This window comes from Microbacterium sp. 22296, assembly GCF_052045385.1.
Taxonomy (GTDB): domain Bacteria; phylum Actinomycetota; class Actinomycetes; order Actinomycetales; family Microbacteriaceae; genus Microbacterium.
The window spans coordinates 399,054-423,137 of the sequence record NZ_JBQEOS010000001.1; the positions used below are offsets into that span (position 1 = coordinate 399,054).

Below are 24,084 nucleotides of genomic sequence, written 5' to 3' on the forward strand. Positions count from 1 at the left end.
CGCCCTTCGCAGCACGAGCCGCAGGCCTGCTGCAGACCGAATGAGTTCGCGGCCCGCCGGGTGCGGCGCTGCATGAGATTTCGTCGGGCGACGCGCGGTGTCGCCCGCCAGGGAGAACCCCGACATGGCCGATGTGACAGACGATCAGACCCCCACCGACGAGAGCGCGGGCGACACGTCCGCGACGGACGCCTCCGACGCTCAGACCATCGAGGACGGTGATTCGGCCGAGACCGGATCCGCCTCGGTCGACGGCTCGGCCGTCCACGAGGACGAGGCGGCGATCCAGGATGCCGAGGACGCCGTCGTCGGCGACGCCGGTGCCCCCGCGGTGCTCGACGTGGAGGATGAGCAGTCCACCGCGTCGGCGGAGAACGACGTCGCGGAGAGCGACGCTGCCGTGACCGACCCCGCGGAGACGGGGACCGCGGCGACCGATACCGCCGAGACCGCTTCCGACGAGACCGCGACCGCTGCCGACGAGCCCGCTCCGGCGCCGTCGACGGCCGTCGACTCCCCGCGCGACACCGAGCCCTCGGCCGAGGCCGCGCCCCCCGCTGCCGGCGAGGACGACGCCGCCCCCGAAGAAGCTCCCGCCCGGACGGCGCCCGAGCCCACGACGACGCCCGAGCCCGAGGTCGCGACCGCACCCGAGAAGCCCGCGCGCCCCACCGCGGTCTCCCTCGGCCTGCTGCCCGAGAACTTCGTGTCGGCCGTGTCGACCGCGCTGCACTTCTACGCACCCGCGCTGCCGCCGGTCGCGCTGCGCGACGACTTCGACGATCGTGACGACCGCGACGACGAGGGCCCCACCGAGCGCGTGTCCGCCAATGCCCGTCGCCGCAACCGGCGCCGCGGCGGCACCGAATCCGCCCCCGTCGAGCAGAACGACCCGCCGGCGGCCCCCGTCCGCCAGCGCGCCGTCGAGGTCATCACCGAACCGCAGCGCATCAAGGGCTCCACGCGGCTCGAGGCCAAGAAGCAGCGCCGTCGCGACGGTCGCGAGGCGGGGCGTCGTCGCCCCGTCGTGACCGAGGCCGAGTTCCTCGCCCGCCGCGAGGCCGTCGACCGCGTCATGGTCGTCCGCTCCAAGGCCGGTCGCATCCAGATCGCAGTCCTCGAAGACAATGTGCTCGTGGAGCACTACGTCGCCCGCAACCAGGACGCCTCCCTCATCGGCAACGTCTACCTCGGTCGCGTGCAGAACGTGCTGCCCAGCATGGAGGCCGCGTTCGTCGACATCGGTCGCGGACGCAACGCCGTGCTGTACTCCGGCGAGGTCGACTGGGAGGGTGTCGAGACCAACAACCAGCCCCGCCGTATCGAGCTCGCCCTCAAGTCGGGCGACCGCGTGCTCGTGCAGGTGACGAAAGACCCGGTGGGCCACAAGGGTGCGCGTCTGACCAGTCAGATCTCGCTGCCGGGTCGTTACCTCGTGTACGTGCCCAACGGCACGATGAACGGCATCTCGCGCAAACTCCCCGACACCGAGCGGGCGCGCCTGAAGAAGATCCTGAAGGAGGTGCTCCCCGAGTCGTCGGGCGTGATCGTGCGCACGGCCGCCGAGGGCGCCACCGAAGAGCAGCTCACCCTCGATGTGCAGCGCCTCACCTCGCAGTGGGAGCACGTCTCGACTCAGCTCAAGACCATCCAGGCTCCCTCCCTGCTGCACTCCGAGCCCGACCTGCTGGTCAAGATCGTGCGCGACGTCTTCAACGAGGACTTCACGCGCATGCTCATCCAGGGTGAAGAGGCGCTGCAGACGATCTCGAGCTACCTCCAGGGTGTCGCGCCCGACCTGCTCGAGCGCGTCGAGAAGTACGAGGGCGATCAGGACCCGTTCGACGCGTTCCGCGTCACCGAGCAGATCGAGAAGGCCCTGGACCGCAAGGTCTGGCTGCCCTCCGGCGGTTCGCTGGTCATCGACCGCACCGAGGCGATGACCGTCGTCGACGTCAACACCGGCAAGTTCGTCGGCTCGGGCGGCAACCTCGAAGAGACCGTCACGAAGAACAACCTCGAGGCGGCCGAAGAGATCGTCCGCCAGCTGCGTCTGCGCGACATCGGCGGCATCATCGTGGTCGACTTCATCGACATGGTGCTCGAGTCCAACCGCGACCTCGTGCTGCGCCGACTCATCGAGTGCTTGAGCCGCGACCGCACGAAGCATCAGGTCGCCGAGGTCACCTCGCTCGGCCTCGTTCAGATGACGCGCAAGAAGCTCGGCCTCGGCCTGCTCGAGACCTTCAGCGAGGCGTGCGAGGTCTGCGCCGGTCGCGGCGTGGTCGTGCACCACGACCCGGTCGTCAAGCACCGTCCGTCGGGCACCGCGAACGGCAACGGCAACGCCAACGGCGGTTCCTCGAACCGTCGTGGGCGCGGCGGCAACGCCGGTCCGTCGAACAACGCTTCGTCCGCCGCGGCGAGCACCGGTCACGGTACCGGCAACGGTGCGGCGTCGGCTGCGAACGGCGGCACGCACGTCATCACCGAGGGCGTGAAGTCCGCGCTCGCGCAGATCGCGGCATCCACCGTCAAGCCGACGGTCGACGACCCCGCCGTCGTCGAGGCCGCGGTCGTGGCATCCGTCGAGGCCGTCCTCGACACCAAGCTCGACNCCGGCGCGCGAGAAGCGCCCGCGCAAGAAGCGCGAGCCCAAGGCGCCGCGGACCGAGAAGGACGCCCTGCTGGAGTCGGTGCTCGAGGCTCTGCCCGAGCCGAAGGCCCCGGGTCAGGGTCGCTCGCGCCGACGGGTGACCACGGCCGCCCTCACCGGCACGCCGGTCAACGCGCAGCCCACGACGGAGTCCTGAACACGACGCCGTCCGCAGGGGTCGCTCCTCGCCGCCGAGCCGCGCTCGCGCGCGACGCGGGGCGACCCCTGCCCACGTCTCCGTCGGGCGCGTGCACGCCCGGACCACGCGGAATGCCGGGGCCGCTCAGAAAGCCCGCGGCGCGCGTGTCAGGAGCGTCGTTCGCGCGCGGTGATGCGCAGCCCCGAGGCCCGCAGGCGCCGCACGAGTTCCTTGCCGCCGATGTGCTCGGCGCCGGCCGCGACCAGGTCGGCGTGGCGCTCGTCGGGCACGTCGTAGTGGTCGAGGTCGAAGGCGCGGCGGGGGATGCCGGCGGCTGCGGCGAAGGCGTGCAGCTCGTCGAGGTCGCTGTCGCTCACGAGGTGCGCCCACAGGCGTCCGTGCGCAGGCCACTGCGGGTCGTCGATGAGGATCGCCATTCCGCGATCCTACGGTCGACACGCGGGTCGAAGCTTTTGCCGGATGCCGCCCGGTGAGCTAAACTCGACCCTTGGTGCGTCGCGTCCGCTCTTCGGGAGCGTGACCCCGCTGACTTCCGTCGGCCGGATCGCACCGAGACTTGGGTCATCAGACCCTCCCAACGTCATCAGACAACCGGAGCCCCGCGCTCCCGAACGAAACAGGTGTGAAGTGGTTTACGCAGTTGTGCGCGCCGGCGGCCGCCAGGAGAAGGTCCAGGTCGGCACGGTCGTCGTGCTCGACCGCCAGAAGGCGAAGATCGGCGAGAGCATCCAGCTGCCCGCCGTCCTGTTCGTCGACGGCGACGCGGTCACGACCGACGCCGACAAGCTCGCGAAGGTCTCGGTCACGGCCGAGGTGCTCGGCGAGGAGCGCGGTCCGAAGATCGTGATCCAGAAGTTCAAGAACAAGACCGGCTACAAGAAGCGCCAGGGCCACCGTCAGGACCTCACGCGCGTCAAGATCACCGGCATCAAGTAAGAGCCAGGAGACGCAGAGATGGCACACAAAAAGGGCGCAAGCTCCACCCGTAACGGTCGTGACTCCAACGCACAGCGCCTCGGCGTGAAGCGCTTCGGTGGTCAGGTCGTGCTCGCCGGCGAGATCATCGTCCGCCAGCGCGGCACGCACTTCCACCCCGGCGCCAACGTCGGCCGTGGGGGCGACGACACGCTGTTCGCTCTGGCTCCCGGTGCGGTCCAGTTCGGCGCCAAGGGCGGCCGCAAGGTCGTCAACATCGTCACCGCCGCAGCGGAGTAATTCCCGCGCTTCGGCGCTCGAGGGGGTGGGCGAAGCCCACCCCCTCGTTTCATTTCCCGAACCGGCTGCCGCGCGTCTGGTTTGCTCGATCACCCGGAAGGACCCGCCATGGTCACCTTCGTCGACCGCGTCACCCTGCACCTGCGTGCGGGCAAGGGCGGCAATGGCTGCGTCTCCGTGCGCCGCGAGAAGTTCAAGCCGCTGGCCGGTCCCGACGGTGGCAACGGCGGGGGTGGCGGCGACGTCGTGCTCGTCGCCGACCCGCAGGTCACGACCCTGCTGTCGTATCACCACTCGCCGCACCGGTCGGCCGGCAACGGCGGTTTCGGTATGGGCGACCACCGTTCCGGCGCGGAGGGTGAGGATCAAGAACTCCCCGTCCCGCTCGGCACCGTCGTGAAGGACCCCGACGGCACGGTATTGGTCGACATGCTCACCCCCGGAATGCGCTTCGTGGTCGCGCCGGGCGGCCTGGGCGGTCTCGGCAACGCCTCGTTGTCCTCGCCCAAGCGCAAGGCACCCGGTTTCGCCCTGCTGGGCACTCCCGGCTGGGAGGGCGACGTCGTCCTCGAGCTCAAGACCGTCGCCGACATCGCGTTGGTCGGCTTCCCCTCGGCCGGCAAGTCGAGCCTCATCGCCGCGGTGTCCGCCGCGCGTCCGAAGATCGCCGACTACCCCTTCACCACCCTTCACCCCAACCTCGGCGTCGTGCAGTCCGGTGACGTTCGCTTCACCATCGCCGACGTCCCCGGGCTCATCGAGGGCGCGAGCGAGGGCAAGGGCCTGGGACTCGAGTTCCTGCGCCACGTCGAACGTTGCACCGCGCTGGTGCACGTGCTCGACTGCGCGACCCTCGACCCGGGCCGCGATCCGCTGAGCGACCTCGACATCATCCTCGCCGAGCTCGGCGCCTACCCCGTACCCGAGGGGCAGACGCCGCTGCTCGAGCGTCCCCAGATCGTCGCCCTCAACAAGATCGACGTGCCCGAGGCCCGCGAGCTCGCCGACTTCGTGCGCCCCGACCTGGAGGCCCGCGGCTTCCGCGTGTTCGAGATCTCGACGGTCAGCCGCGCGGGGCTGCGCGAACTCACCTTCGCGCTGGCCGACGTGGTCGAGCAGCACCGTCTCGCCACGATCGACGACGCGCCCACCGAGCGCATCGTCATCCGCCCGCAGGGTTCGCGTAAGGACTTCGAGGTAAAGGTCGAGGGCGGCACCTACGGTCCCGTGTACCGCATCCTCGGAGACAAGCCGGTCAAGTGGGTGCAGCAGACCGACTTCCAGAACGAGGAAGCCGTCGGCTACCTCGCCGACCGCCTCGCGCGCCTCGGCGTGGAAGAGGGTCTATTCCGAGCCGGTGCGGTCGCGGGCGCGACCGTCGTCATCGGTCCCGGCGACGGCATCGTGTTCGACTGGGAGCCCACGCTCACCTCGGCGGCCGAGCTCATGACGGCTCCGCGAGGCACCGATCCGCGCCTCGTGCAGAACCCCCGCCGCACGTCGTCGGAGCGCCGCGAGCGGTACCACGAGCGCATGGATGCCAAGGCCGAGGCGCGCGCCGAACTCGAGACCGAGCGCCGCGCGGCGCGTGCCGCCGGCATCACCCCCGACGGCGATTCGACGGTGATCGGCGGAGAGGACGACGCCCGGTGACGGCCGAGACCCGCGCCGACATCCCCGGCGCCTCCCGGGTCGTGGTGAAGGTGGGGTCGTCGTCCATCAGCGGCGACGGCGCGCACCGCATCGACACGATCGTGGAGGCCCTGGCCGACGCCCGTCGCGCCGGCACCGAGGTGGTGCTGGTATCGTCCGGTGCGATCGCGACGGCGCTGCCGCTGCTCGATCTCGGCGGGCGTCCCAACGATCTGGCCACCCAGCAGGCCGCAGCGGCCGTCGGGCAGAACGTGCTCATGTGGCGTTACCAGACCTCGCTCGATCGTTTCGGGCTGCTCGCCGGTCAGGTGCTGCTGACCGCCGGTGACCTCGAGAACGCCACGCACCGCTCCAACGCCCGTCGGGCGATGGAGCGACTGCTCGGACTCGGCATCCTCCCGATCGTCAACGAGAACGACACCGTGGCGACCCACGAGATCCGCTTCGGCGACAACGACCGCCTCGCCGCCCTCGTCGCCCAGCTCATCGGCGCCGACGCCCTCGTGCTGCTGAGCGACATCGAGACGTTGTTCACCCGGCCGCCCAGCGAGCCGGGCGCGCGCCCCATCACCGACGTGGAGTGGGGACACGACCTGTCGGAGTTCGAGTTCGGCGCCGGCGTCGTCAACGGCGTGGGCACCGGGGGAGCGGCCACGAAGGCCTCGGCCGCGAAGCTCGCCTCGACCGCCGGGGTGGGCGTGCTCGTCACGAGCGCCGATCTGGTGGCATCCGCCCTCGCCGGTGCGTCCGTCGGCACGTGGTTCGCGCCGAACCCCGATCCCGTCACCCTGGCGACGGGGCCCGTGGGCGCCGTGAACGCGCCGGTACACTGAGCGCATGACCGTCATCGCCGCCTCCGTCGAGGAGCGCCTGCGTCTCGCGAAAGACGCGGCGCGTGAGATCGCCCTCCTCGATTCCGCTCGCAAGAGCGTGTTGCTGAACGCCGTGGCAGACGCTCTCGTGACCGCGTCCGACGAGATCGTCGCCGCGAACGCCGACGACCTCGAGCGGGGGCGTACGGATGCCATCGGCGAGGCACTGCTCGACCGTCTGCGCCTCGACACCGGGCGGGTGGCCGCCCTGGCCGCCGCCGTCCGCGACGTCGCCGAGCTGCCGGATCCGGTCGGACGGGTACTCGACGAGCGCACCCTGCCCAACGGGATCCGCCTGCAGAAGGTCGCGGTGCCGTTCGGCGTCGTCGGCTCCATCTACGAGGCCCGCCCCAATGTGACGGTCGACATCGCCTCGCTCGCGCTGCGCTCCGGCAACGCCGTGGTGCTGCGCGGGGGGTCTGCCGCGCAGAGCACGAACGCCGTCCTGGTGTCGGTCATGCGCGATGCCCTGCAGTCGCAGGGCGTGACGCCCGAGGCCGTGCAGAGCGTCGACGACTTCGGTCGCGAGGGGGCGCGGGCGCTCATGAACGCCCGCGGTCTCGTCGACGTGCTCGTTCCGCGGGGGAGTGCCGGTCTGATCGAGACCGTCGTCACCGAATCCACTGTGCCGGTGATCGAGACGGGGGCGGGCGTCGTCCACGTGTACCTCGACGCCACCGCCCGCGATGACTGGGCCCGCGACATCGTGCTCAACGCCAAGACGCAACGCCCGAGCGTCTGCAACGCCGTCGAGACCGTGCTCGTGCACCGCGGCGCGGCCGATCGTCTGCTGCCGGAGCTGCTGGCATCCCTGTCCGACGCCGGGGTCACGGTGCACGGAGACGACGAGACCCGCGCGCATGACGCGCGCGTCGTGGCGGCCACCGACGACGACTGGGCGCGCGAGTACGGCACGCTCGACCTGGCCGTGCGCGTCGTGGACGACCTCGACGACGCCCTCGCCCACATCCGTCGTTACTCGACGCACCACACCGAGTCGATCATCACCGACGACCAGGCCGCCGCCGACCGCTTCCTCGCCGAGGTCGACTCGGCCGTCGTGCTCGTCAACGCCTCGACCCGCTTCACAGACGGGGGCGAGTTCGGCTTCGGCGCCGAGGTCGGCATCTCGACCCAGAAACTGCACGCCCGCGGACCCATGGGTCTCGCCGAGCTGACGAGCACCAAGTGGCTCGGGCGCGGCGGCGGCCAGGTCCGCGCCTGACCGCCTAAAATGGCTTTGCGCGCCGCGCAGACCACTCGAACGGAGTACTGATGACTTTCGCCACGCTTCTCGCCCACGCCGCCGAAGAAGGCGGACACCACGGCGGCAACGTGCAGGCCGAGACCTTCTGGGCCGGTGCCGTGGCATTCGTGGTCTTCGTGCTGCTGAGCCTGGTCACGCTGTCGTACCGCAACGTGTCGAACCGTCACGCGCACAAGGCAGAGGCCTACGCGCAGAAGCACGGTGCGCCTGTCCCCGAGGCGCACGGCCACTGAGGCCCACCGTATGTCGGTGACGCGCGCCCCTCGCATCGGGGTCATGGGTGGGACGTTCGATCCCATCCATCACGGTCACCTGGTCGCGGCATCCGAGGTCGCGCAGTCGTTCGATCTCGATGAGGTCGTCTTCGTCCCCACGGGCCGTCCGTGGCAGAAGGACGACGTCACCGAGAGCGAGCACCGCTACCTCATGACGGTGATCGCGACGGCATCCAATCCGCAGTTCACCGTCAGCCGGGTCGACGTCGATCGGGCCGGCCCCACCTACACGATCGACACCCTGCGCGATCTGCGCGAGCAGCGTCCGGGCGCTGAGCTGTTCTTCATCACCGGCGCCGACGCGGTCGAGCAGATCCTCAGCTGGCGCAGTCACCAGCAGCTGTGGGACTTGGCGCACTTCGTCGCCGTCTCGCGTCCCGGCCACGTGCTGAGCACCGAGGGGCTTCCCTCCGAGAACGTGAGCCAGTTGGAGATCCCCGCCCTGTCGATCTCGTCCACAGACTGTCGCGCCCGCGTGCGCCGAGGACACCCCGTGTGGTACCTCGTGCCCGACGGCGTCGTGCAGTACATCGCGAAGCACCATCTCTACCGGAGCAAGGCATGAGCACTCCCGATACCCCCGAGACGCCCGCCCTGACCCGCCGTCAGTTGCGAGAGTTGCGTCAGACCGGCGCCACGCCGATCATCACGCCGAACGACTACCCCGCGGTCCCGGACGCCACGGCACCGGCCGCTGACCCCGAGCCCCCGGTCGCCGAGTCCCCGTCCTCGGACGCGCCGGCTCCGAGCGCCGAGTCCCCGTCCTCGGACGCGCCGGCTCCCAGCGCCGAGCCCGCGTCCCCGGACGCCAGGGCAGCGACCGCCGCACCGGAGGCGCCCTCGGTCATCGAGGCCGTCCCGGCCGCCGACGGGAGCACGTCCACGGTCGACGCCGCGCGGCCGGTCGAGCCGGCGCCCGCCGCCGCCTTCGACCCCTACGCCGAGGCCGGCGTCGACCACGGCGTGTCCGGCCTCACCCGTCGGCAGGCGCGCGCACAGGAGAAGATCCGCACGGCATCCGTGCCGGTGATCAGTCCCGACCTCGAGACCTCGGCGCCGCTCGTCGCGGCTCCGCCCGCGTCCGACGACTCCCCGCGGCCGGCCATCTTCCGCCCGGCGGCGGCAGAGGCCCCCGCCCCCGCGGCGGCTCCCGCACCGTCGGTCGTCAACCCCGCCCTCGGTTCCGAACTGCTCGACGGCGCGACGCCCGACGCGTCGCTCCCGTCCTCGTTCGACCAGCTCATCTCGCGTACCACCGGCGCGACCGGAACCGTCTCGACGCCGAACTCGCTGATCCTCTCGCAGACGCCGACGGGTGCACCGCTCGTCGGCCCGGTCAGCGCGACCGGCGAGATCATGATCACGGGCACCTTCGACCTGCCCGACGGGCTCGGCTCGGTTGGGCACGCCCCCGGCACCACCGACGGTCGCGACGCCGACGCCGTCCTCCTCGACGGCGAGCTTCCGGCCGCCTCGTCACCCACCCCGATCGCGGCCAGTGCCGCGATCAGCACCGTCAAACAACCCGGGGAGATCATCCGTCCCCCGGCACCCGAGAAGGGGAGCAAGCTCCTCGTGGGTCTCATCATCACGACGGGTGCTCTCTTCCTGGCGGTGGTCGGAACCCTCGGCCTCGCCTTCACGACAGGAGTCTTCCGATGACCGCCACCACCAACGGCAAAGAGATGGCGCAGATCGCCGCCCTCGCCGCCGACGCCAAGGGCGGAGACGATCTCGTCGCCCTCGATGTGTCGGAGCCCCTTCCCCTCGTCGACGTCTTCCTCCTCGTCACCGGTCGCAACGAGCGCAATGTCGCCGCGATCGCCGACGAGATCGAGGAGAAGCTGCTCGAAGCGGGCCACAAGCGCCTCCGCCGCGAGGGGCGTCAGGAGTCCCGCTGGGTGCTGCTCGACTTCGGCGACCTCGTCGTGCACGTCTTCCACGAGGAGGAGCGCGTGTACTACGGCCTGGAGCGACTGTGGAAGGACTGCCCCATCGTCCCGCTCGAGATCCCCACGCCGGCGCACGCCGCGGAGTAACCCTCATTCGACGACGCCCTCTGCCCGCGGCAGGGGGCGTTCTTCGTGGCACCGGTGATGTCGTATCGGTCAGGCGTACCGTTCGCGGTACCGCCGCTCGGCGGCGGGGTGCAGCGGCACGGGCACGGTGTCGATCAGACTCGCCGGCGTCAGGTACTGGATCCCGAGGGAACCGGGCGGCACGAGGCGCGCGGCGTCGTCGATCAGCACGTCGACCAGGCGGCGCGCCAGATCGTCGTCGAGATCGGGCCGGGCGAGGAGAAGGTTCGCGACGCCGATCGTCGGGATCGGCGCGTCGGCTCCGTACACGCCCGCGGGGATCGTCGTGGCCACGTACGCGTCGGGGTACTTCTGCAGCAGTTCGGGCAGGACGGGTGTCGTGTCGAGCACGCGGATCGGCGTCAGATCGGCCAGGTCGGCGATCTGAGGTGTCGGCACGCCGCCCGACCAGAAGAGGGCGTCGATGCGACCCTCCGCGAGATCGTCGACCGCGTCGCGGAACGGCCTTTCGATCAGGACCGGGGGCGTCGACGTCGACGTCAGGTCCCCGGCATCCAGGAGCCGTCGCGCGGTCGCGGCCGCCCCCGATCCCGCAGCTCCCAGAGACACGACGCGGCCTGACAGGTCGGCGAGCGAGGTGATGCCGTCAGCGGCGCGGACGATGCACTGCAGGTAGTTCTGGTACACCCTTCCGATGGCGACGAGACGGTCGCCCTCGGGGGCCGCCGCCGCGGAGTCCGCGAGCGAGAGCGCGAGGTCGACGCTGCCCGCGTCGAGCAGCGCGAGGTTGTCGACGCTGCCCTCCGTGGCGAGCGCCGTGATCTGGACGTCACCGCTCTCTCGCGCGACCGCGCTCAACAGCTCGCCGAACTGCAGGTAGCTCCCGCCCGGCTCGCCGCACGCGAGGGTGAGGACGCGGGGCGGGGCGGGGGAGCAGCCGGCGAGACCCATCGCCCCGGCGGCCACGCCCGCCACCAGGAACCCGCGCCGGGTGAGCGTCGTCACGATCGCTCCCACACCAGGCGAGCCGCGAGCCCCCCGCACGCCGAGCGGGCGAGCTCGAGCCGCCCGCCGGCGGCACGCATCAGCTGGGCGACGATGGCGAGCCCGAGGCCCGTTCCCGTCTGCGTCGCGTCGCGGCCGGCGCGCCAGAACCGGGTGCCCATGCGTGCGAGGTCGTCGTCGGCGAGTCGCGTCCCGGAGTCCTCGACCGCGAGCCGGATGCCGTCGGCATCCTGTGCGAAACTCACGCGCACGTCGGCCGCGGGGCCGGCGTATTTGACCGCGTTGTCGAGCAGCACATCGACCATCTCGTCGAGGTCGGCGCGCCCGCACGGGACCGTGACCGCCGGGCCCGGCACCGTGACCAGCCGGAGTCCGGCCGCCTCCAGACGGTCACGGTGGCGGTCGGCGATCTCGGTCGCCGTGACCGTGCACTCGCGCGCGGCGCCGTCGTCGCGGGCCGGATCGCGCCCCTGCGATCGCGCCGAGGCGCGGTGCTCCGCGTTGGCGAGGGTGAGCATGCGCTCCACCGTGTATTCGAGCCGGTCGAGGTCGTCGTCGACGGCCGCGAGGTCGGTGGCCGCCTCTCCCTCTCGCGGGAGACCGTCCACGCGCAGCCGGATCGCGGCGAGCGGCGTGCGCAACTGGTGCGAGGCGTCCGCGACGAATCCGCGCTGCTGCTCCAGGCTGCTCTCGACCTCGGCCGTCATCTCCCCGAAGGCACGGCTCAGGCGTCGGAGCTCGGGCGGTCCGGAGGGACGCAGGGGCGAGGGGTCGCGGTGGGCGGTGACGTCGGCGACGGCGGCGTCGAGGGCGCGCACCGGACGAAGGATCCACCAGGTCCACAGCAGTGACGCACCCATCAGGGCGCCGAGCAGCACCACCCCGACCACGACGATCACGGCCCAGGCGCGCGAGACGTCCGCCTGCGCGTCGCGGAGGTCGACGGCCAGCACCACGACACCGGTCGACAGGTCCCCGGCGGCGATCACCGGCACGGCGACGACGGCTGTGTCCGGTCCCCACGGCGTGACGCGGGGGAGCGAGAGCTGGGGGAGGGCCCGGGATGCCGCGGTCACGAGCGCGTCGACGCGTTCGTCGCGCGACACCTCACCCGCGGAGGCGACGGCATCTCCGCCCTCATCGAGGACGAGCACCGACTCGCCGTAGACCGCGTGGAAGCGTTGCAGGTAGGTCTGGAGGCCGTCGGCGTCGCCCTGCACGAGTGCGGTACGCGCGCGCTGGACCACCTGGTCGAGAGCCGCGGTGCGCTGCAGGGCGAGCTGCTGCGTGCGGGAATCCGCGAGGGACTGGGCGACGGGGATCAGCACGGCGATGACGGCAATCAACCCGAACACGAGCAGCGGCAGCAGGACGCGCAGCCTCATCCGGAATCCTCGAGGCGGTAGCCGACGCCGCGGACGGTCGTGATGGTCAGCTCGGGGAGCTTCTGGCGCACCTGACCCAGGTGCACGTCGAACGAGCGCGACGACGTCGCGTACGCGTCGCCCCACACCTCGTCGAGGATCTGCGGGCGGCTGACGATCTGGCCTGCGCGCCGGGCCAGGGAGAACAGGATGCCGAACTCGTTGGGCGTGAGCGCCACGTCGCGGCCGTCGGCGATGACGCGACGGGCGTCGACCTCGATGTCGACCGGGCCGACCTGCACGCGCATGGGATCCTCGGGCGGACTGTACCGGCGGGTGACGGCGAGCAGCCGCGCGAGCAGCTCGTGCAGGCGCACGGGCTTCACCAGGTAATCGTCGGCGCCGAGCGACAGGGCTCGAACCGTCGATCGCTCATCGCCCCGGGCGGTGACGACGATGACAGGGATCTGACTGACCGCGCGCAGCTGACGGAGGGCGTCGAGGCCGTCCATGTCCTCCAGGCCCAGGTCGAGCAGAACGACCTGCGCGTCGCGGTGGCGCAGCAGCACGTCGCTGCCTCGGCTGACGCGCGTGCTCGCGTGGCCGGCGCGCTGCAACGCCGAGACGAGCGCTGCGGCGACGGAGCCGTCGTCCTCGGCCACGAGTACGTGCATGTGTTCATCGTAGGCACGCACCCGCGCCGGGAACCGCGGCAGAGCGGGCGCGAATGTAAGGCGCATGTAAGGATCCGCGCCGTGGGCGATGACTTCTCGACAGGATGTCGGCATACGCCTCGTCGTCGTCGCCGGGATGTCCCGACGGCACGCGAGACGAGAACCGTCCATCGACCGATCGGATCTCCCATGTCAACGACGACACCACCGGCCACCACGACCACGATCCCCACGAGCCTCCGGCGTTCCATCTCGAACACCCTGAAAGGATCGGCGGGCAACCTCGTCGAGTGGTACGACGTCTACGTCTACTCGGTGTTCGCGGTGTACTTCGAGTCGCAGTTCTTCAGTTCCGACGACAAGAACTCGACGATCTACGTCTGGGCGATCTTCGCGGTCACCTTCCTCATGCGTCCCATCGGCTCCTGGTTCTTCGGCCGCTTCGCCGACCGGCACGGCCGACGGCTGTCGCTGACCGTGTCGGTCTCCCTGATGGCGTTCTGCTCCCTGGTCATCGCCTTCGCCCCCACCGCCGAGATGATCGGCGTCGGCGCCGTCGTCATCCTGGTGTTCGCCCGTCTCGTGCAGGGCTTCGCGACCGGTGGCGAGTACGGCACGAGCGCGACGTACATGTCGGAGGCGGCCATGCCCGGCCGGCGGGGCTTCCTCTCGTCGTTCCATTACGTCACCCTTGTCGGCGGTCACGTGCTGGCTCAGACGACCCTGCTCGTCATGGTGCTGACCCTCGACGAGGAAGCGATCACATCCTGGGGTTGGCGCGTCGCCTTCGCCATCGGCGGTGTCGCCGCGGTCGCGGTCTTCTGGATGCGGCGCACCATGGACGAGTCGCTCGAGAAGAGCGTCATCGACGACACCAAGTCGGGCCGGTCGAAGGACTCGGGCTCGATGCGCGACCTGCTCGTGAACAACTGGCGTCCGCTGCTGCTCTGCTTCGCCGTCACCGCGGGTGGCACGGTCGCGTTCTACACCTACTCGGTCACGGGCCCGAACATCGTCAAGACGGCCTTCTCGGGCGGCGACGTGGTCACCGGCACCGTGATCAACCTCATCGCGCTCACCGCTCTGATGCTCATGCAGCCCCTCGGCGGGTGGCTGAGCGACAAAGTCGGCCGCAAGTCGCTGCTGGTCTTCTTCGGCGTCGGCGGCGTGCTGTACACGTGGTTCCTCATCACGATGCTCCCGCAGCAGACGAATGAGTTCGCGGCCTTCGCGATCCTGTTGGGCGGCTTCGTCATCCTCACCGGTTACACCTCGATCAACGCCCTGGTGAAGGCCCAGCTCTTCCCCACCCACGTGCGAGCGCTGGGCGTCGGCCTCGGATACGCCCTCGCCAACTCGCTGTTCGGCGGCACGGCCCCCCTGCTGTACGCCGGGGCGCAGAGCACGGAGCAGGTGCCGCTGTTCATCGTCTACGTGACCGTCATCATCTCGGCCTCGCTCGCGGTGTACATCTTCGCCCTGCGCAACAAGGCGCCGAACTGGCTCGAGGACGAGCTCGTCATGCGGGAGGCGCAGACGGCACGGACGCGCGTGCCGGTCTCGACGCGCTGACCCCGACACGCCGGTGGGCGTCGCCCCGCTCGGGACGGCACCCACCAGCGGCGTGTCTCGGGGCTTCGTGGGCGTTCGGGTGTGGGTCTCACCGAACGCGCACGAGTGCCCGTGCACGAATCTCGTCATCACGGTCTGCTCACGGAGTTCGCGAGGCGCACTGCGAACCGTGCGACATCCTGCGAGCGGCGATACCCCGGAGCTCGCGGTCGAGGGATCCGGATGCCGTGAGCCCCGTCTCCCGGAGCTCCGCACTCGCCGCGAGCGGGAAACGACGAAAGCCCCCGCCGAAGCGGAGGCTTTGTCTGGAGGTGGACCTGAGGGGACTCGAACCCCTGACCCCCTGCATGCCATGCAGGTGCGCTACCAGCTGCGCCACAGGCCCTTGTTTTGTTTTCCGCCCCGTTCGAGGCAACTCCATGAGCTTACAACACAGTCCGCGACGGCAGGAAATCGGCGCGACCGGGCGTGTCGTCGCCGCTCGTCACGGCCGCGATCACGGCACGACGGAGCCCCTGCCCGCGCTCGCTCAGCGCCCGCTGGCGGGTGACGTACTCGGCCTTGCCCTCCGCCGTCTCGATCGGCACCGCCGCGTATCCCCAATCGCTCAGGTCGTAGGGCGAGGCCTCCATGTCGAGGGTGCGGATGTCGCGCGCGAGCTCGAACGCCGCGAGCAGAAGTGGCCCCGGTACCAGCGGGCCGAGCTTCACGGCCCACTTGTAGACGTCCATACCGGCGTGCAGGCATCCGGGCTGCTCGCGCTCGACCTGGTCGTCGCGCGTCAGCGGCGAGCGGTTGCGCGGTACGGCGTCGGGCGTGAAGAAGCGGAACGCGTCGAAGTGCGTGCACTTCAGGTCGTGCGCGTCGACCACGGCGTCGGTGCCGGCGCGACCGAGGCGGAGCGGGACCGCGTGCCGCACGTCGTCGGCGCGGTACGCCATCGCCCACTCGTGCAACCCGAAGCAGCCGAACTGCGCCGGTCGGTCCGCGGTTGCGCGCAGCAGGTTCACCACGCCGCGGAAAAGCGATCCGCGCTCGTCGCGGAACCGCTCGGCATCCACGCGTACGCCCCCCGGCTCGGGGCGGTACCAGCGCCAGCCGACGCGTTCGTCGGCGTCGGCGAGCACGACGTCGGGACCGGGGTGCCAGCGACGCAGGATCGCGGGCTTGTACGAGTAGTACGTGAAGAGGAAGTCTTCGACCGGATGCTTCTCGGCGCGGCTCGCGCGGGCGCGGTGAGCGGCCGTCAGGGCGTCGGCGCGTTCGGCGTGAGCGTCGGCCAGTGCGGTCCACTCGGCGCGCGTCAGCGCCGGCGCGTGAAGGAGCGAGGTCACTCGACGGCGTCGATGAGGTCGGGGGAGTCGTTGCGGACGTTGCCCACGGCGGCCGAGACGACGTGGTCGTCGAGGGTGTCGGCCACGTCGGGCGCGGCGTCGATCGCGGCATCCAGCACGTCGCCGACGTTCTCGGTCGTCGGATCCAGCCAGGCGTCGGCGAAATCGGGGTCCAGGAACAGCGGCATGCGGTCGTGGATCGAGCCCAGGCGCCCGATCGCGTCCCGCGTGAGGATCGTGCAACTCAGCACCCACCGTGAAGGGTCGTCGTCGGCCCGGGAGGGATCTTTCCACCACTCATAGAGACCGGCGAAGAACAGCGGCGAGCCGTCGGCGGGGTGGATGTAATGGGGCGTCTTGCCCGCCTCGGTGGTCTTCCACTCGTAATACCCGGATGCCGGGATCACGGCGCGACGCTTGATGAGGGCGCTGCGGAACATGGGCTTGTCTTCGACTTCTTCGCTGCGCGCGTTGAACGCCCGCGCGCCGATCTTCACGTCTTTCGCCCACCCCGGGACCAGACCCCACCGCGCGACCTCGAGACGCCGCACGGGCGGTTCGCTCTTGATCGAGTCGAGCACGATGCCGACCTGCGAGGTCGGCGCGATGTTGTACGACGGTGGGGGGAGCTCGTCGGCTTCGACGTCGACGCGGAGCACGCCGACGAGCTCGGATGCCACATTGGCCACGACGAATCGACCGCACATGCCTCCACCGTACGCGCCCCCTCCGACATCGGCTCGACGGCGCGGCCCCGGCGTCGCCCCCGCCGCATCAACGCGCGCACAACCTCAGAGATCCGCACGACCTCAGCCCGCACGCCCCGGATGCCACTCACGCTGCGCAGATCGCTGAGGCCGCGCACACCGGTCCTGCGCCCGCGCACGACCTCAGCGATCCGTACAACCTCAGCCCGCACGCCCCGGATGCCCCTCACCTCGTGCGTATCGCTGACGTCGCGCACATCGCGGCATCCGCCGCCGCTCAGCCGTCGCGCGAAATGACCCCGACGTCCTCGAGTCGGGCGAGCAGGGCGGCGCCGTCCGACCCGGTCACCCAGGGCACCTCGGCCGCGGAGTGATCGTCGACGACCGTGCGGCCACCGGCGAGCACGGCTTCGGCCGGCAGCAGTCGGCGGATCGCGACGGCCGCGACGCTCTCGGGGTGCTCGATCGCGAAACCGGTGTAGATCGCATCGTCGTGCTGGCCGTCGTCGCCGACCAGCAACCACTTCACGTGCGGGAACTCGCTCGCGACGCGGCGGAGGTTGAGCTCCTTGTGATCGCGCCCGCTGCGGAACCAGCGGTCGTGCGTCGGGCCCCAGTCGGTCAGCAGGAAGGAACCCGCGGGGAACAGGTGGCGGCGCATGAACCGGGTCAGGGTGGGGGCGACGTTCCAAGCGCCGGTGGAGAGGTAGATGACGGGAGTGCCGGGGTGCTCGCGCGTCAGCCGCTCGAGCATCACCGCCATACCCGGCACGGGCTGACGCGCGTGCTCGTCGACGACGAAGGAGTTCCACGCGGCGAGGAGCGGCCGGGGGAGGAGCGTCACCATCACGGTGTCGTCGATGTCGCTCACCACGCCGAAGCGCACGTCGGAGCCCACGATGAACACACGGGTCTCGGCCGGCTCGCTCCCCTCGACCGACATGGTGATCGACTGCCAGCCGGGTGCCAGCCTGGCGGGGAGCTTCGCGTCGATCACGCCGCCGCGATCGGCCGCCACGCGGTGCGTGACCCCGTCGATCACGACGTCGACCTTCGCCATGCCCACCGGAACGGCCGCGAAGCTGCGCCAGCCGCGCAGGCTCGCGAACTCCCCGGTGGAGGTGCGCTTGATCGGCGGCGCGATCAGCACGCGCCCGAGGACGCGCACCCACTCCTCGGTTCCGTATCCCGGAAAACCGGTGACGGCGGGCCGGAGGCCGCGAGAGCGGGCCCGTCGTTCGCGCCACCGGTGGAAGCGGCGCTCGAGTCGGGCGAACCAGAGCACCTTTGCGCGGGTGGAGCGAGGAGAACGAGGCATCGGCCTCAGTCTTTCACGTCACCGTCCTCGCGGCCGAGGACGGGCACGTCATCGGCCAGATGACGTCGCTCGGCGCGCTCGATCAGCTTCTTGCCGACGAAGACGAGCACGAGGAAGACGACGAGGATGCCGACGAAGATGTAGCCGGCGTAGTGGAGCTGGTCCGCGAGCTCGCGGTAGGTACCGGCCGCGGTGGCCGCGACGGTGATGTACAGCCCCGCCCAGATGATGCACGCGGGGGTCGTCCACGCGAGAAAGCGTCGATAGCTGTAGCCGCTCATCCCGACGGTCAGCGGAACGAGCGAGTGCAGCACGGGGAGGAACCGCGACAGGAAGATCGCCGGCCCGCCGCGGCGGCTGAGGTAGCGGTCGGCGCGCACCCAGTTGCGCTCGCCCAGTCTCTGGCCGAGGCGCGACGCACGGATGCGCGGGCCGAAGAACCGACCGAGCCAGAATCCGAAGCTCTCGCCGAGCAGTGCACCCACCACGACGGCCGCGGCCAACAGGACGCCCTCGAGCGGCGAGCCGACGGCCGTGCCCGCGACGATGACCATCGTGTCACCGGGGACGATGAGGCCGACCAGCACACTCGTCTCGAGCATGACCGCGAGACCGGCGATGACGGTGCGCAGCACGGGGTCGACGTTCTGGACGACGTCGAGCAGCCACGTGAGGATCTCGTTCACCTCCGTCAGCCTACGACCGCCGCTCCCGCCTAGCCTGGGAGCGTGCCGCACTCCGCCCCCTCGTTCACCCCCGTCGCGTGGGTCGATCCCGAGGCGGCGTTCCTGCACCTGTTCGCCGACGCACCCGAGGCCTTCTGGCTCGACGCCGGGACGGGAGCGTCGACCGGATGGAGCTGGATGGGAGCGGGCCGGCTCGACCCGTCATCCCGGCCTGAGGAACAGGATGCCGCGGCCTCGCGATCCGTGCACGACGGGCCCGGGCCGTTCCGCGGGGGATGGGTCGGATGGAGGACGTACGAAGGGGAGTCCGCGTGGCTGCGCGTCGACGCTCTGCTCGCGTTCGACCACGCGTCCCGCCGGGTCTACGCCGTGGGCGACCCCGCCCTCGCGGCTCGCGTGACGGAGGCGCCGACCCCCGGCGAGGTCGATCCCGCCGAGGGCCGGGGCACGGCATCCGCCCGCGTCGCGCCCGACGGCTACGCCGAGCTCATCGAAGCGTGCCGCGACCGCATCCGCGAGGGCGACGCCTACCAGCTCTGCCTCACGACGCGCTTCACGGTGCCGGGAGCCGTCGACGCCCTCGCGGTGTTCCGACGGCTTCGCCGCGCCTCGCCCGCGCATCACGCCGGCTTCGTCCGCATCGGCGAGGTCACGCTGGTCAGCGCGTCGCCCGAGCGCTTCCTCGAGGTGCGCGACGGCGCCGTGCACACGCACCCGATCAAGGGCACCCGGCCACGGTCCACCGACCCGGACCGTGATGCGGCGTTCGCGGAAGACCTGCGGACGGACCCCAAGGAACGTGCCGAGAACGTCATGATCGTCGATCTCATGCGCAACGACCTCTCGCGGGTCTGCGAGCCGTCGACGGTCGGGGTCGATCGACTGCTCGAGGTCGAGACGTATCCGCACGTGCACCAGCTCGTGAGCGAGGTGTCGGGCACGCTCCTCCGCGGAACCACCGTCGGCGACCTGCTCGACGCCACGTTCCCGGCGGGCAGCATGACCGGGGCTCCGAAGGAGTCGGCGATGCAGATCCTCGCCGGTCTCGAGCAGGCCCCTCGCGGTATCTATTCGGGAGCGTTCGGATGGATCGGCGACGACGGCGCCGCAGATCTCGCAATGGTGATCCGCAGCGTCATCGTGCATCCGGATGCCGCCCACGTCGGTGCGGGCGGGGGGATCACTTGGCGGTCGGTCGCGGCATCCGAGGTCGCCGAGGTGGGGATCAAGGCGCGTGCCCCGCTCGCCGCTCTCGGGGCCGAGGTGCCGCCGGGGTGGTGACCCCGGTTCCGATAACCTGGACGCTGGCCTCCGGGCCTCCCCGACTCACACGATTGGCTTCCCCGTGTCTCAGAACTCCGCACCCGACGCCCGCGACGGTGGCTTCGACACCCACGCCATCCAGGCGAAGTGGCAGCAGGCGTGGGCCGAGAAAGACCCGTTCCGCGCCGGCGGCGACGACGACACGCGCCCGCGCAAGTACGTGCTCGCGATGTTCCCCTACCCCTCGGGCGACCTGCACATGGGTCACGCCGAGAACTACCTCTACTCCGACATCGTCGCGCGCTTCTGGCGCCACCGCGGGTACAACGTGCTCAACCCCATCGGGTGGGACTCGTTCGGCCTGCCCGCCGAGAACGCCGCCATCAAACGCGGCGCCGACCCGGTCGAGTGGACCTACGCCAACATCGCCCAGCAGAAGGCGAGCCTCAAGGACTACGGCGTCTCGTTCGACTGGAGCCGGGTGCTGCACACGAGCGACCCCGAGTACTACCGGTGGAACCAGTGGCTGTTCCAGAAGCTGTACGACAAGGGCCTGGCCTACCGCAAGGACGCGTTGGTCAACTGGGACCCGGTGGATCAGACTGTGCTCGCCAACGAGCAGGTGCTGCCCGACGGCACGAGCGAGCGCAGCGGCGCCGTGGTGGTCAAGAAGAAGCTGACGCAGTGGTTCCTTCGCATCACCGACTACGCCGACCGTCTGCTCGACGACCTGAACCAGCTCGAGGGCTTCTGGCCGAGCAAGGTCATCCAGATGCAGCGCAACTGGATCGGTCGCTCCGTCGGCGCCGACATCGAGTTCGAGATCGAGGGCCGTGACGAGAAGATCACGGTCTTCTCCACGCGCCCCGACACGCTGCACGGTGCGACGTTCTTCGTCGTGGCACCCGAGTCCGAACTCGCGGCCGAGCTCGCGGCATCCGCGGACCAGGGCGTGCGCGCGGCGTTCGAGGCGTACCTGGCGCAGGTGCAGCGCGCGACCGACATCGAGCGGCAGTCGACCGACCGGCCGAAGACCGGCGTGTTCCTGGGGCACCACGCGATCAACCCGATCAACGGTGAGAAGCTGCCGATCTGGGCCGCCGACTACGTGCTCGCCGACTACGGTCACGGCGCCGTCATGGCCGTGCCCGCCCACGACCAGCGCGACCTCGACTTCGCGCGCGCGTTCGACCTGCCCGTCAAGGTGGTCGTCGACACCAACGCCCCCATCACCGGCGCGATCCCGGTGATCGAGCTGGATGACGACGGGGTGCCGATCGACCCGCTGGGCGACATCGACGACCTCGATCCCGCCAAGACCGGCGTCGCGTTGACCGGCGACGGTCGCATGATGAATTCCGGTTCGCTGAACGGACTGTCCAAGCGCAACGCGATCACACGCATGATCGAGGAGCTCGAGGCGAAGGGCGTGGGACGAGCCGCGAAGACCTACCGCCTGCGCGACTGGCTCATCTCGCGTCAGCGCTACTGGGGGACGCCGATCCCGATGCTGCACGGCGAAGACGGCTCGATCACCCCCGTCCCGGCCGACCAGCTGCCGGTCGTCCTGCCCTCGGTCGAGGGTCTCGACCTCAAGCCCAAGGGCACCTCTCCGCTGGGTGCGGCCACCGAGTGGGTGCAGGTCACCGACCCCGAGACGGGGCAGACGCTGCTGCGCGACCCCGACACGATGGACACCTTCGTCGACAGCTCCTGGTACTACCTGCGCTTCCTGTCGCCTGACAGCTCGACCGAGGCGTTCTCGGGCCGCGAGGCGTCGAAGTGGGGCCCGGTCGACTTCTACATCGGCGGCGTCGAGCACGCGATCCTGCACCTGCTGTACGCGCGGTTCATCACGAAGGCGCTGTTCGACATGGGTCTGGTGGAGTTCACCGAGCCGTTCTCGAGCCTGATCAACCAGGGCATGGTCATCCTCGACGGCGCCAAGATGTCCAAGAGCAAGGGCAACCTGGTGCTGTTCCAGGAGGAGCTCGACGCGCACGGCGCCGACGCCCTCCGCGTGGCGCTCGCCTTCGCCGGCCCGGTGGAAGACGACAAGGACTGGAACGACGTCTCGACCACGGGCGCGGCGAAGTTCCTCGCCCGCGCCCTGCGTATCGCCCACGACGTCGACAGCGAGACCGACGTGGTCTGGGCCGAGGGCGACAAGTCCCTCCGCCGCGTCACGCATCGCCTGCTGGCGGAGGCGCCGAACCTCGTCGAGCAGACGAAGTTCAACGTCGTCGTCGCCCGCCTGATGGAGTTGGTCAACGCCACCCGCAAGGCGATCGACGGCTCGGCCGGCGCCGGCGATCCCGCTGTTCGCGAGGCCGCTGAGGTCATCGCGATGACCCTCGACCTGTTCGCCCCGCACACCGCCGAAGAGATGTGGCAGACGCTCGGCTACACCGGCTTCGTGGGACTCGCGACCTGGCGCCAGGCCGATCCCACCCTGCTGGTCGAAGACGACGTGGTCGCCGTCGTGCAGATCGACGGCAAGGTGCGCGCCACCCTGACGGTCTCGGCCAAGATCGGCGGCGATCAGCTCGAGGCTTTCGCCCGCGGCGACGAACGCGTCCGCCGCGCGCTGGGTGACCGCGAGATCGTGCGCGCCGTGGTGCGTCCGCCGAAGGTGGTCAGCTTCTCGACGAAGTAGGTTCCCGATCCCGGATGCCACGTCCCCCACGCTCTGCGGCGGGGGACGTGGCATCCGGTGTTTCGGGCAGGATGCACCGCTTCAGTCGGCTCCGCGGCTCACGACGGCCCGCCGCTCGGCGAGGAGGATGCCGAGGTGTATGTGCCCCCGTCGGGGGTGCGGGCGAGCAGGCCCGCGTCGACCAGATAGCGCCGCATCGAGACCGGATCGTCGGTGATCGCGGCGAGTCGATCGGTGATCGCCGCTTCGCCGACGGTTTCGCTCGGCTGCACGACCCGGGTCGCGATATGGGCCAGCACCTCCTGGCGATCGGCCGCGCGCGAGGGGTACGTCGACAGGCGTCCGTCGGTGAAGAACCGCGCGACCCCCTCGGGGCGGGCGGGCGCGGATGCAGCGGCGAGGGCGGTGCGGAAGATCTCGGAATCCGCGCGCCAACCGCCGTCGACGGGGGAGATCAGTCCCGCCCCCTGCAGGGTCTCGAGAACCCGGCGGCGTTTCCCGGGCGAGAGCGACGACAGGTGCGCGTCGAGGGGTCGCCCGAGCACGACGAGCGCGTACACCTCACGCGCACGGTCGTCGGCGAGGGCCGCGATGAGAGGGCGCCAGGAATGCACGGACATCTCCCCAGGCTAGAGGCGGCTCCTCCCCGGCGGACCAGTCGTCGTGCGTGTGCACGGATCCGTTCCGGGTCGCCGCGGAGACAGGGTGACGCTTCGTAGCGTCCTCGTGTGACCTCCCCCTCCGACCCCGCACCGAGCGAGAAACTGGCGCCGCGCACGCGCCTCGGCGTCGGTGCCGTCGTGGTGCTGGTGCTGCTGGCGTTCGCGGTCACGATCGGGATCGGCATGCTGCGCGGCGCGACGGGGACCGAGGTCGTGGCGCCGGTGTCGACCGCATCCTCGTCTCCGGGGATGCCGGCGGAGGCCGGACTCTACGTCCACGTCGCCGGGGCCGTGCGCGAGGCCGGTCTGTACCGACTCGACGCCGGGGACCGGGTGGCCGACGCCATCGCGCGGGCGGGCGGCTTCGCCGACGACGCGGCGCGTGACGGGGTGAATCTCGCGCGTCCGGTCGCCGACGGCGAGCAGATCGTCGTGCCGGCGGTGGGGGCGGAGGCCGCGGCTTCCCCCACCGGAGGCTCGGCGTCGGACGGACTGATCGATCTCAACACCGCCACCCCCGAGCAGCTCGACACCCTCCCGCGCGTGGGTCCCGCGATGGCCGAACGCATCATCGAATGGCGCGAGGCGAACGGCCGGTTCACCAGCGTCGACGACCTGCAGTCGGTACCGGGCATCGGAGAGAAGATGTTGGCCGCCCTCCGAGACCTGGTGCGGGTGTGAGTGCGCGTGGCGCGCTCCGGCGCAG

General features: G+C 70.6%; 22 protein-coding genes, 1 tRNA gene and 1 pseudogene. 14 read left to right on the forward strand and 10 right to left on the reverse strand.

Features of this window, described 5'->3' with window-relative positions; translation table 11 throughout:
* Positions 1-331: 331 nt before the first annotated feature.
* Positions 332-2,798: pseudogene (locus tag ACTJJP_RS01940) on the forward strand (Rne/Rng family ribonuclease); the annotation flags it as partial.
* Between the two features lie 164 nt (positions 2,799-2,962).
* Here ACTJJP_RS01940 and ACTJJP_RS01945 read toward each other — a convergent pair.
* Positions 2,963-3,232: a DUF4031 domain-containing protein gene (locus tag ACTJJP_RS01945; RefSeq protein WP_440773363.1), complete on the reverse strand. Its 270-nt coding sequence runs from the start codon at positions 3,230-3,232 to the stop codon at positions 2,963-2,965.
* 211 nt (positions 3,233-3,443) lie between these two features.
* Between ACTJJP_RS01945 and rplU the strand changes: the two genes are divergently transcribed.
* The 9 genes from rplU to rsfS all read left to right on the forward strand — a co-directional run bounded on the left by rplU (position 3,444) and on the right by rsfS (position 10,137).
* Positions 3,444-3,752, forward strand: a complete 309-nt coding sequence (gene rplU / locus ACTJJP_RS01950) for a 50S ribosomal protein L21 (RefSeq protein ID WP_055836929.1) — start codon at positions 3,444-3,446, stop codon at positions 3,750-3,752.
* Between the two features lie 18 nt (positions 3,753-3,770).
* Complete coding sequence (rpmA, locus tag ACTJJP_RS01955; protein ID WP_055836932.1) at positions 3,771-4,031, forward strand: 50S ribosomal protein L27; 261 nt, start codon at positions 3,771-3,773, stop codon at positions 4,029-4,031.
* 108 nt (positions 4,032-4,139) lie between these two features.
* On the forward strand, positions 4,140-5,684 hold the full coding sequence (obgE, locus tag ACTJJP_RS01960; protein ID WP_440773364.1) for a GTPase ObgE: 1,545 nt from the start codon (positions 4,140-4,142) through the stop codon (positions 5,682-5,684).
* Positions 5,681-6,517: a glutamate 5-kinase gene (gene proB, locus ACTJJP_RS01965; protein WP_440773365.1), complete on the forward strand. Its 837-nt coding sequence runs from the start codon at positions 5,681-5,683 to the stop codon at positions 6,515-6,517. Before obgE ends, proB begins: the two co-directional genes overlap by 4 nt.
* A 4-nt stretch (positions 6,518-6,521) precedes the next feature.
* The gene (locus ACTJJP_RS01970; RefSeq protein WP_440773366.1) at positions 6,522-7,781 is read left to right on the forward strand and encodes a glutamate-5-semialdehyde dehydrogenase; all 1,260 of its coding nucleotides are present in this window, start codon (positions 6,522-6,524) and stop codon (positions 7,779-7,781) included.
* A 50-nt stretch (positions 7,782-7,831) separates the two neighbouring features.
* Entirely contained in the window at positions 7,832-8,056 is a 225-nt protein-coding gene (locus ACTJJP_RS01975) for a hypothetical protein (protein ID WP_440773367.1), read from the forward strand.
* A 10-nt stretch (positions 8,057-8,066) separates the two neighbouring features.
* A complete protein-coding gene (nadD, locus tag ACTJJP_RS01980; protein WP_440773368.1) occupies positions 8,067-8,663 on the forward strand; it encodes a nicotinate-nucleotide adenylyltransferase in 597 nt (198 codons plus the stop codon).
* Positions 8,660-9,760, forward strand: coding sequence for a hypothetical protein (locus tag ACTJJP_RS01985; protein WP_440773369.1), 1,101 nt, complete (start codon positions 8,660-8,662; stop codon positions 9,758-9,760). Before nadD ends, ACTJJP_RS01985 begins: the two co-directional genes overlap by 4 nt.
* Complete coding sequence (gene rsfS, locus ACTJJP_RS01990) at positions 9,757-10,137, forward strand: ribosome silencing factor (RefSeq protein WP_440773370.1); 381 nt, start codon at positions 9,757-9,759, stop codon at positions 10,135-10,137. The genes ACTJJP_RS01985 and rsfS overlap by 4 nt, the downstream gene beginning before the upstream one ends.
* A gap of 69 nt (positions 10,138-10,206) precedes the next feature.
* On the opposite strand, the gene ACTJJP_RS01995 is transcribed toward rsfS, so the two are convergent.
* Genes ACTJJP_RS01995 through ACTJJP_RS02005 form a run of 3 tightly spaced genes read right to left on the reverse strand, consistent with a single transcriptional unit; the run spans position 10,207 to position 13,180 of the window.
* Positions 10,207-11,142 (reverse strand): TAXI family TRAP transporter solute-binding subunit, encoded by a 936-nt coding sequence (locus tag ACTJJP_RS01995; RefSeq protein WP_440773371.1) that lies wholly within the window; start codon positions 11,140-11,142, stop codon positions 10,207-10,209.
* A complete protein-coding gene (locus ACTJJP_RS02000; RefSeq protein WP_440773372.1) occupies positions 11,139-12,527 on the reverse strand; it encodes a sensor histidine kinase in 1,389 nt (462 codons plus the stop codon). The genes ACTJJP_RS01995 and ACTJJP_RS02000 overlap by 4 nt, the downstream gene beginning before the upstream one ends.
* Positions 12,524-13,180 (reverse strand): response regulator transcription factor, encoded by a 657-nt coding sequence (locus ACTJJP_RS02005; RefSeq protein ID WP_440773373.1) that lies wholly within the window; start codon positions 13,178-13,180, stop codon positions 12,524-12,526. The genes ACTJJP_RS02000 and ACTJJP_RS02005 overlap by 4 nt, the downstream gene beginning before the upstream one ends.
* A 189-nt stretch (positions 13,181-13,369) precedes the next feature.
* Here ACTJJP_RS02005 and ACTJJP_RS02010 point away from each other — a divergent pair, with 189 nt between their 5' ends.
* On the forward strand, positions 13,370-14,752 hold the full coding sequence (locus ACTJJP_RS02010) for an MFS transporter (protein ID WP_440773374.1): 1,383 nt from the start codon (positions 13,370-13,372) through the stop codon (positions 14,750-14,752).
* A gap of 312 nt (positions 14,753-15,064) precedes the next feature.
* On the opposite strand, the gene ACTJJP_RS02015 is transcribed toward ACTJJP_RS02010, so the two are convergent.
* The 5 genes from ACTJJP_RS02015 to ACTJJP_RS02035 form a co-directional block, all read right to left on the reverse strand.
* Positions 15,065-15,137 (reverse strand) — tRNA-Ala (locus tag ACTJJP_RS02015).
* A 40-nt stretch (positions 15,138-15,177) separates the two neighbouring features.
* On the reverse strand, positions 15,178-16,086 hold the full coding sequence (locus ACTJJP_RS02020) for a 3-methyladenine DNA glycosylase (protein WP_440773375.1): 909 nt from the start codon (positions 16,084-16,086) through the stop codon (positions 15,178-15,180).
* Positions 16,083-16,793, reverse strand: a complete 711-nt coding sequence (locus ACTJJP_RS02025) for an SOS response-associated peptidase (RefSeq protein WP_440773376.1) — start codon at positions 16,791-16,793, stop codon at positions 16,083-16,085. Before ACTJJP_RS02025 ends, ACTJJP_RS02020 begins: the two co-directional genes overlap by 4 nt.
* A 277-nt stretch (positions 16,794-17,070) precedes the next feature.
* On the reverse strand, positions 17,071-18,111 hold the full coding sequence (locus tag ACTJJP_RS02030; RefSeq protein ID WP_440773377.1) for an App1 family protein: 1,041 nt from the start codon (positions 18,109-18,111) through the stop codon (positions 17,071-17,073).
* Positions 18,112-18,116: 5 nt separating this feature from the next.
* The gene (locus ACTJJP_RS02035) at positions 18,117-18,797 is read right to left on the reverse strand and encodes a DedA family protein (protein ID WP_440773378.1); all 681 of its coding nucleotides are present in this window, start codon (positions 18,795-18,797) and stop codon (positions 18,117-18,119) included.
* A 42-nt stretch (positions 18,798-18,839) separates the two neighbouring features.
* Between ACTJJP_RS02035 and ACTJJP_RS02040 the strand changes: the two genes are divergently transcribed.
* Together ACTJJP_RS02040 and leuS are read left to right on the forward strand one after the other, a co-directional pair.
* Complete coding sequence (locus tag ACTJJP_RS02040) at positions 18,840-20,078, forward strand: anthranilate synthase component I family protein (RefSeq protein ID WP_440773379.1); 1,239 nt, start codon at positions 18,840-18,842, stop codon at positions 20,076-20,078.
* Positions 20,079-20,142: 64 nt separating this feature from the next.
* Positions 20,143-22,716 carry a leucine--tRNA ligase gene (leuS, locus tag ACTJJP_RS02045; RefSeq protein ID WP_440773380.1) on the forward strand — a complete coding sequence of 858 codons (2,574 nt, stop codon included), beginning with the start codon at positions 20,143-20,145 and terminating at the stop codon, positions 22,714-22,716.
* Positions 22,717-22,814: 98 nt separating this feature from the next.
* Here leuS and ACTJJP_RS02050 read toward each other — a convergent pair whose 3' ends face one another.
* On the reverse strand, positions 22,815-23,336 hold the full coding sequence (locus tag ACTJJP_RS02050; RefSeq protein ID WP_440773381.1) for a DUF2087 domain-containing protein: 522 nt from the start codon (positions 23,334-23,336) through the stop codon (positions 22,815-22,817).
* Positions 23,337-23,444: 108 nt separating this feature from the next.
* On the opposite strand from ACTJJP_RS02050, the gene ACTJJP_RS02055 reads away from it, so the two are divergent.
* Complete coding sequence (locus ACTJJP_RS02055; protein ID WP_440773382.1) at positions 23,445-24,059, forward strand: helix-hairpin-helix domain-containing protein; 615 nt, start codon at positions 23,445-23,447, stop codon at positions 24,057-24,059.
* Positions 24,060-24,084: the final 25 nt, after the last annotated feature.

Coding starts and splice junctions, on each gene's coding strand:
- ACTJJP_RS01945 (WP_440773363.1), bottom strand. CDS start 3,232: ATGGCGATCCTCATCGACGACCCGCAGTGGCCTGCGCACGGACGCCTG.
- rpmA (WP_055836932.1), top strand. CDS start 3,771: ATGGCACACAAAAAGGGCGCAAGCTCCACCCGTAACGGTCGTGACTCC.
- obgE (WP_440773364.1), top strand. CDS start 4,140: ATGGTCACCTTCGTCGACCGCGTCACCCTGCACCTGCGTGCGGGCAAG.
- ACTJJP_RS01970 (WP_440773366.1), top strand. CDS start 6,522: ATGACCGTCATCGCCGCCTCCGTCGAGGAGCGCCTGCGTCTCGCGAAA.
- ACTJJP_RS01975 (WP_440773367.1), top strand. CDS start 7,832: ATGACTTTCGCCACGCTTCTCGCCCACGCCGCCGAAGAAGGCGGACAC.
- nadD (WP_440773368.1), top strand. CDS start 8,067: ATGTCGGTGACGCGCGCCCCTCGCATCGGGGTCATGGGTGGGACGTTC.
- ACTJJP_RS01985 (WP_440773369.1), top strand. CDS start 8,660: ATGAGCACTCCCGATACCCCCGAGACGCCCGCCCTGACCCGCCGTCAG.
- rsfS (WP_440773370.1), top strand. CDS start 9,757: ATGACCGCCACCACCAACGGCAAAGAGATGGCGCAGATCGCCGCCCTC.
- ACTJJP_RS02000 (WP_440773372.1), bottom strand. CDS start 12,527: ATGAGGCTGCGCGTCCTGCTGCCGCTGCTCGTGTTCGGGTTGATTGCC.
- ACTJJP_RS02005 (WP_440773373.1), bottom strand. CDS start 13,180: ATGCACGTACTCGTGGCCGAGGACGACGGCTCCGTCGCCGCAGCGCTC.
- ACTJJP_RS02010 (WP_440773374.1), top strand. CDS start 13,370: ATGTCAACGACGACACCACCGGCCACCACGACCACGATCCCCACGAGC.
- ACTJJP_RS02025 (WP_440773376.1), bottom strand. CDS start 16,793: ATGTGCGGTCGATTCGTCGTGGCCAATGTGGCATCCGAGCTCGTCGGC.
- ACTJJP_RS02030 (WP_440773377.1), bottom strand. CDS start 18,111: ATGCCTCGTTCTCCTCGCTCCACCCGCGCAAAGGTGCTCTGGTTCGCC.
- ACTJJP_RS02050 (WP_440773381.1), bottom strand. CDS start 23,336: ATGTCCGTGCATTCCTGGCGCCCTCTCATCGCGGCCCTCGCCGACGAC.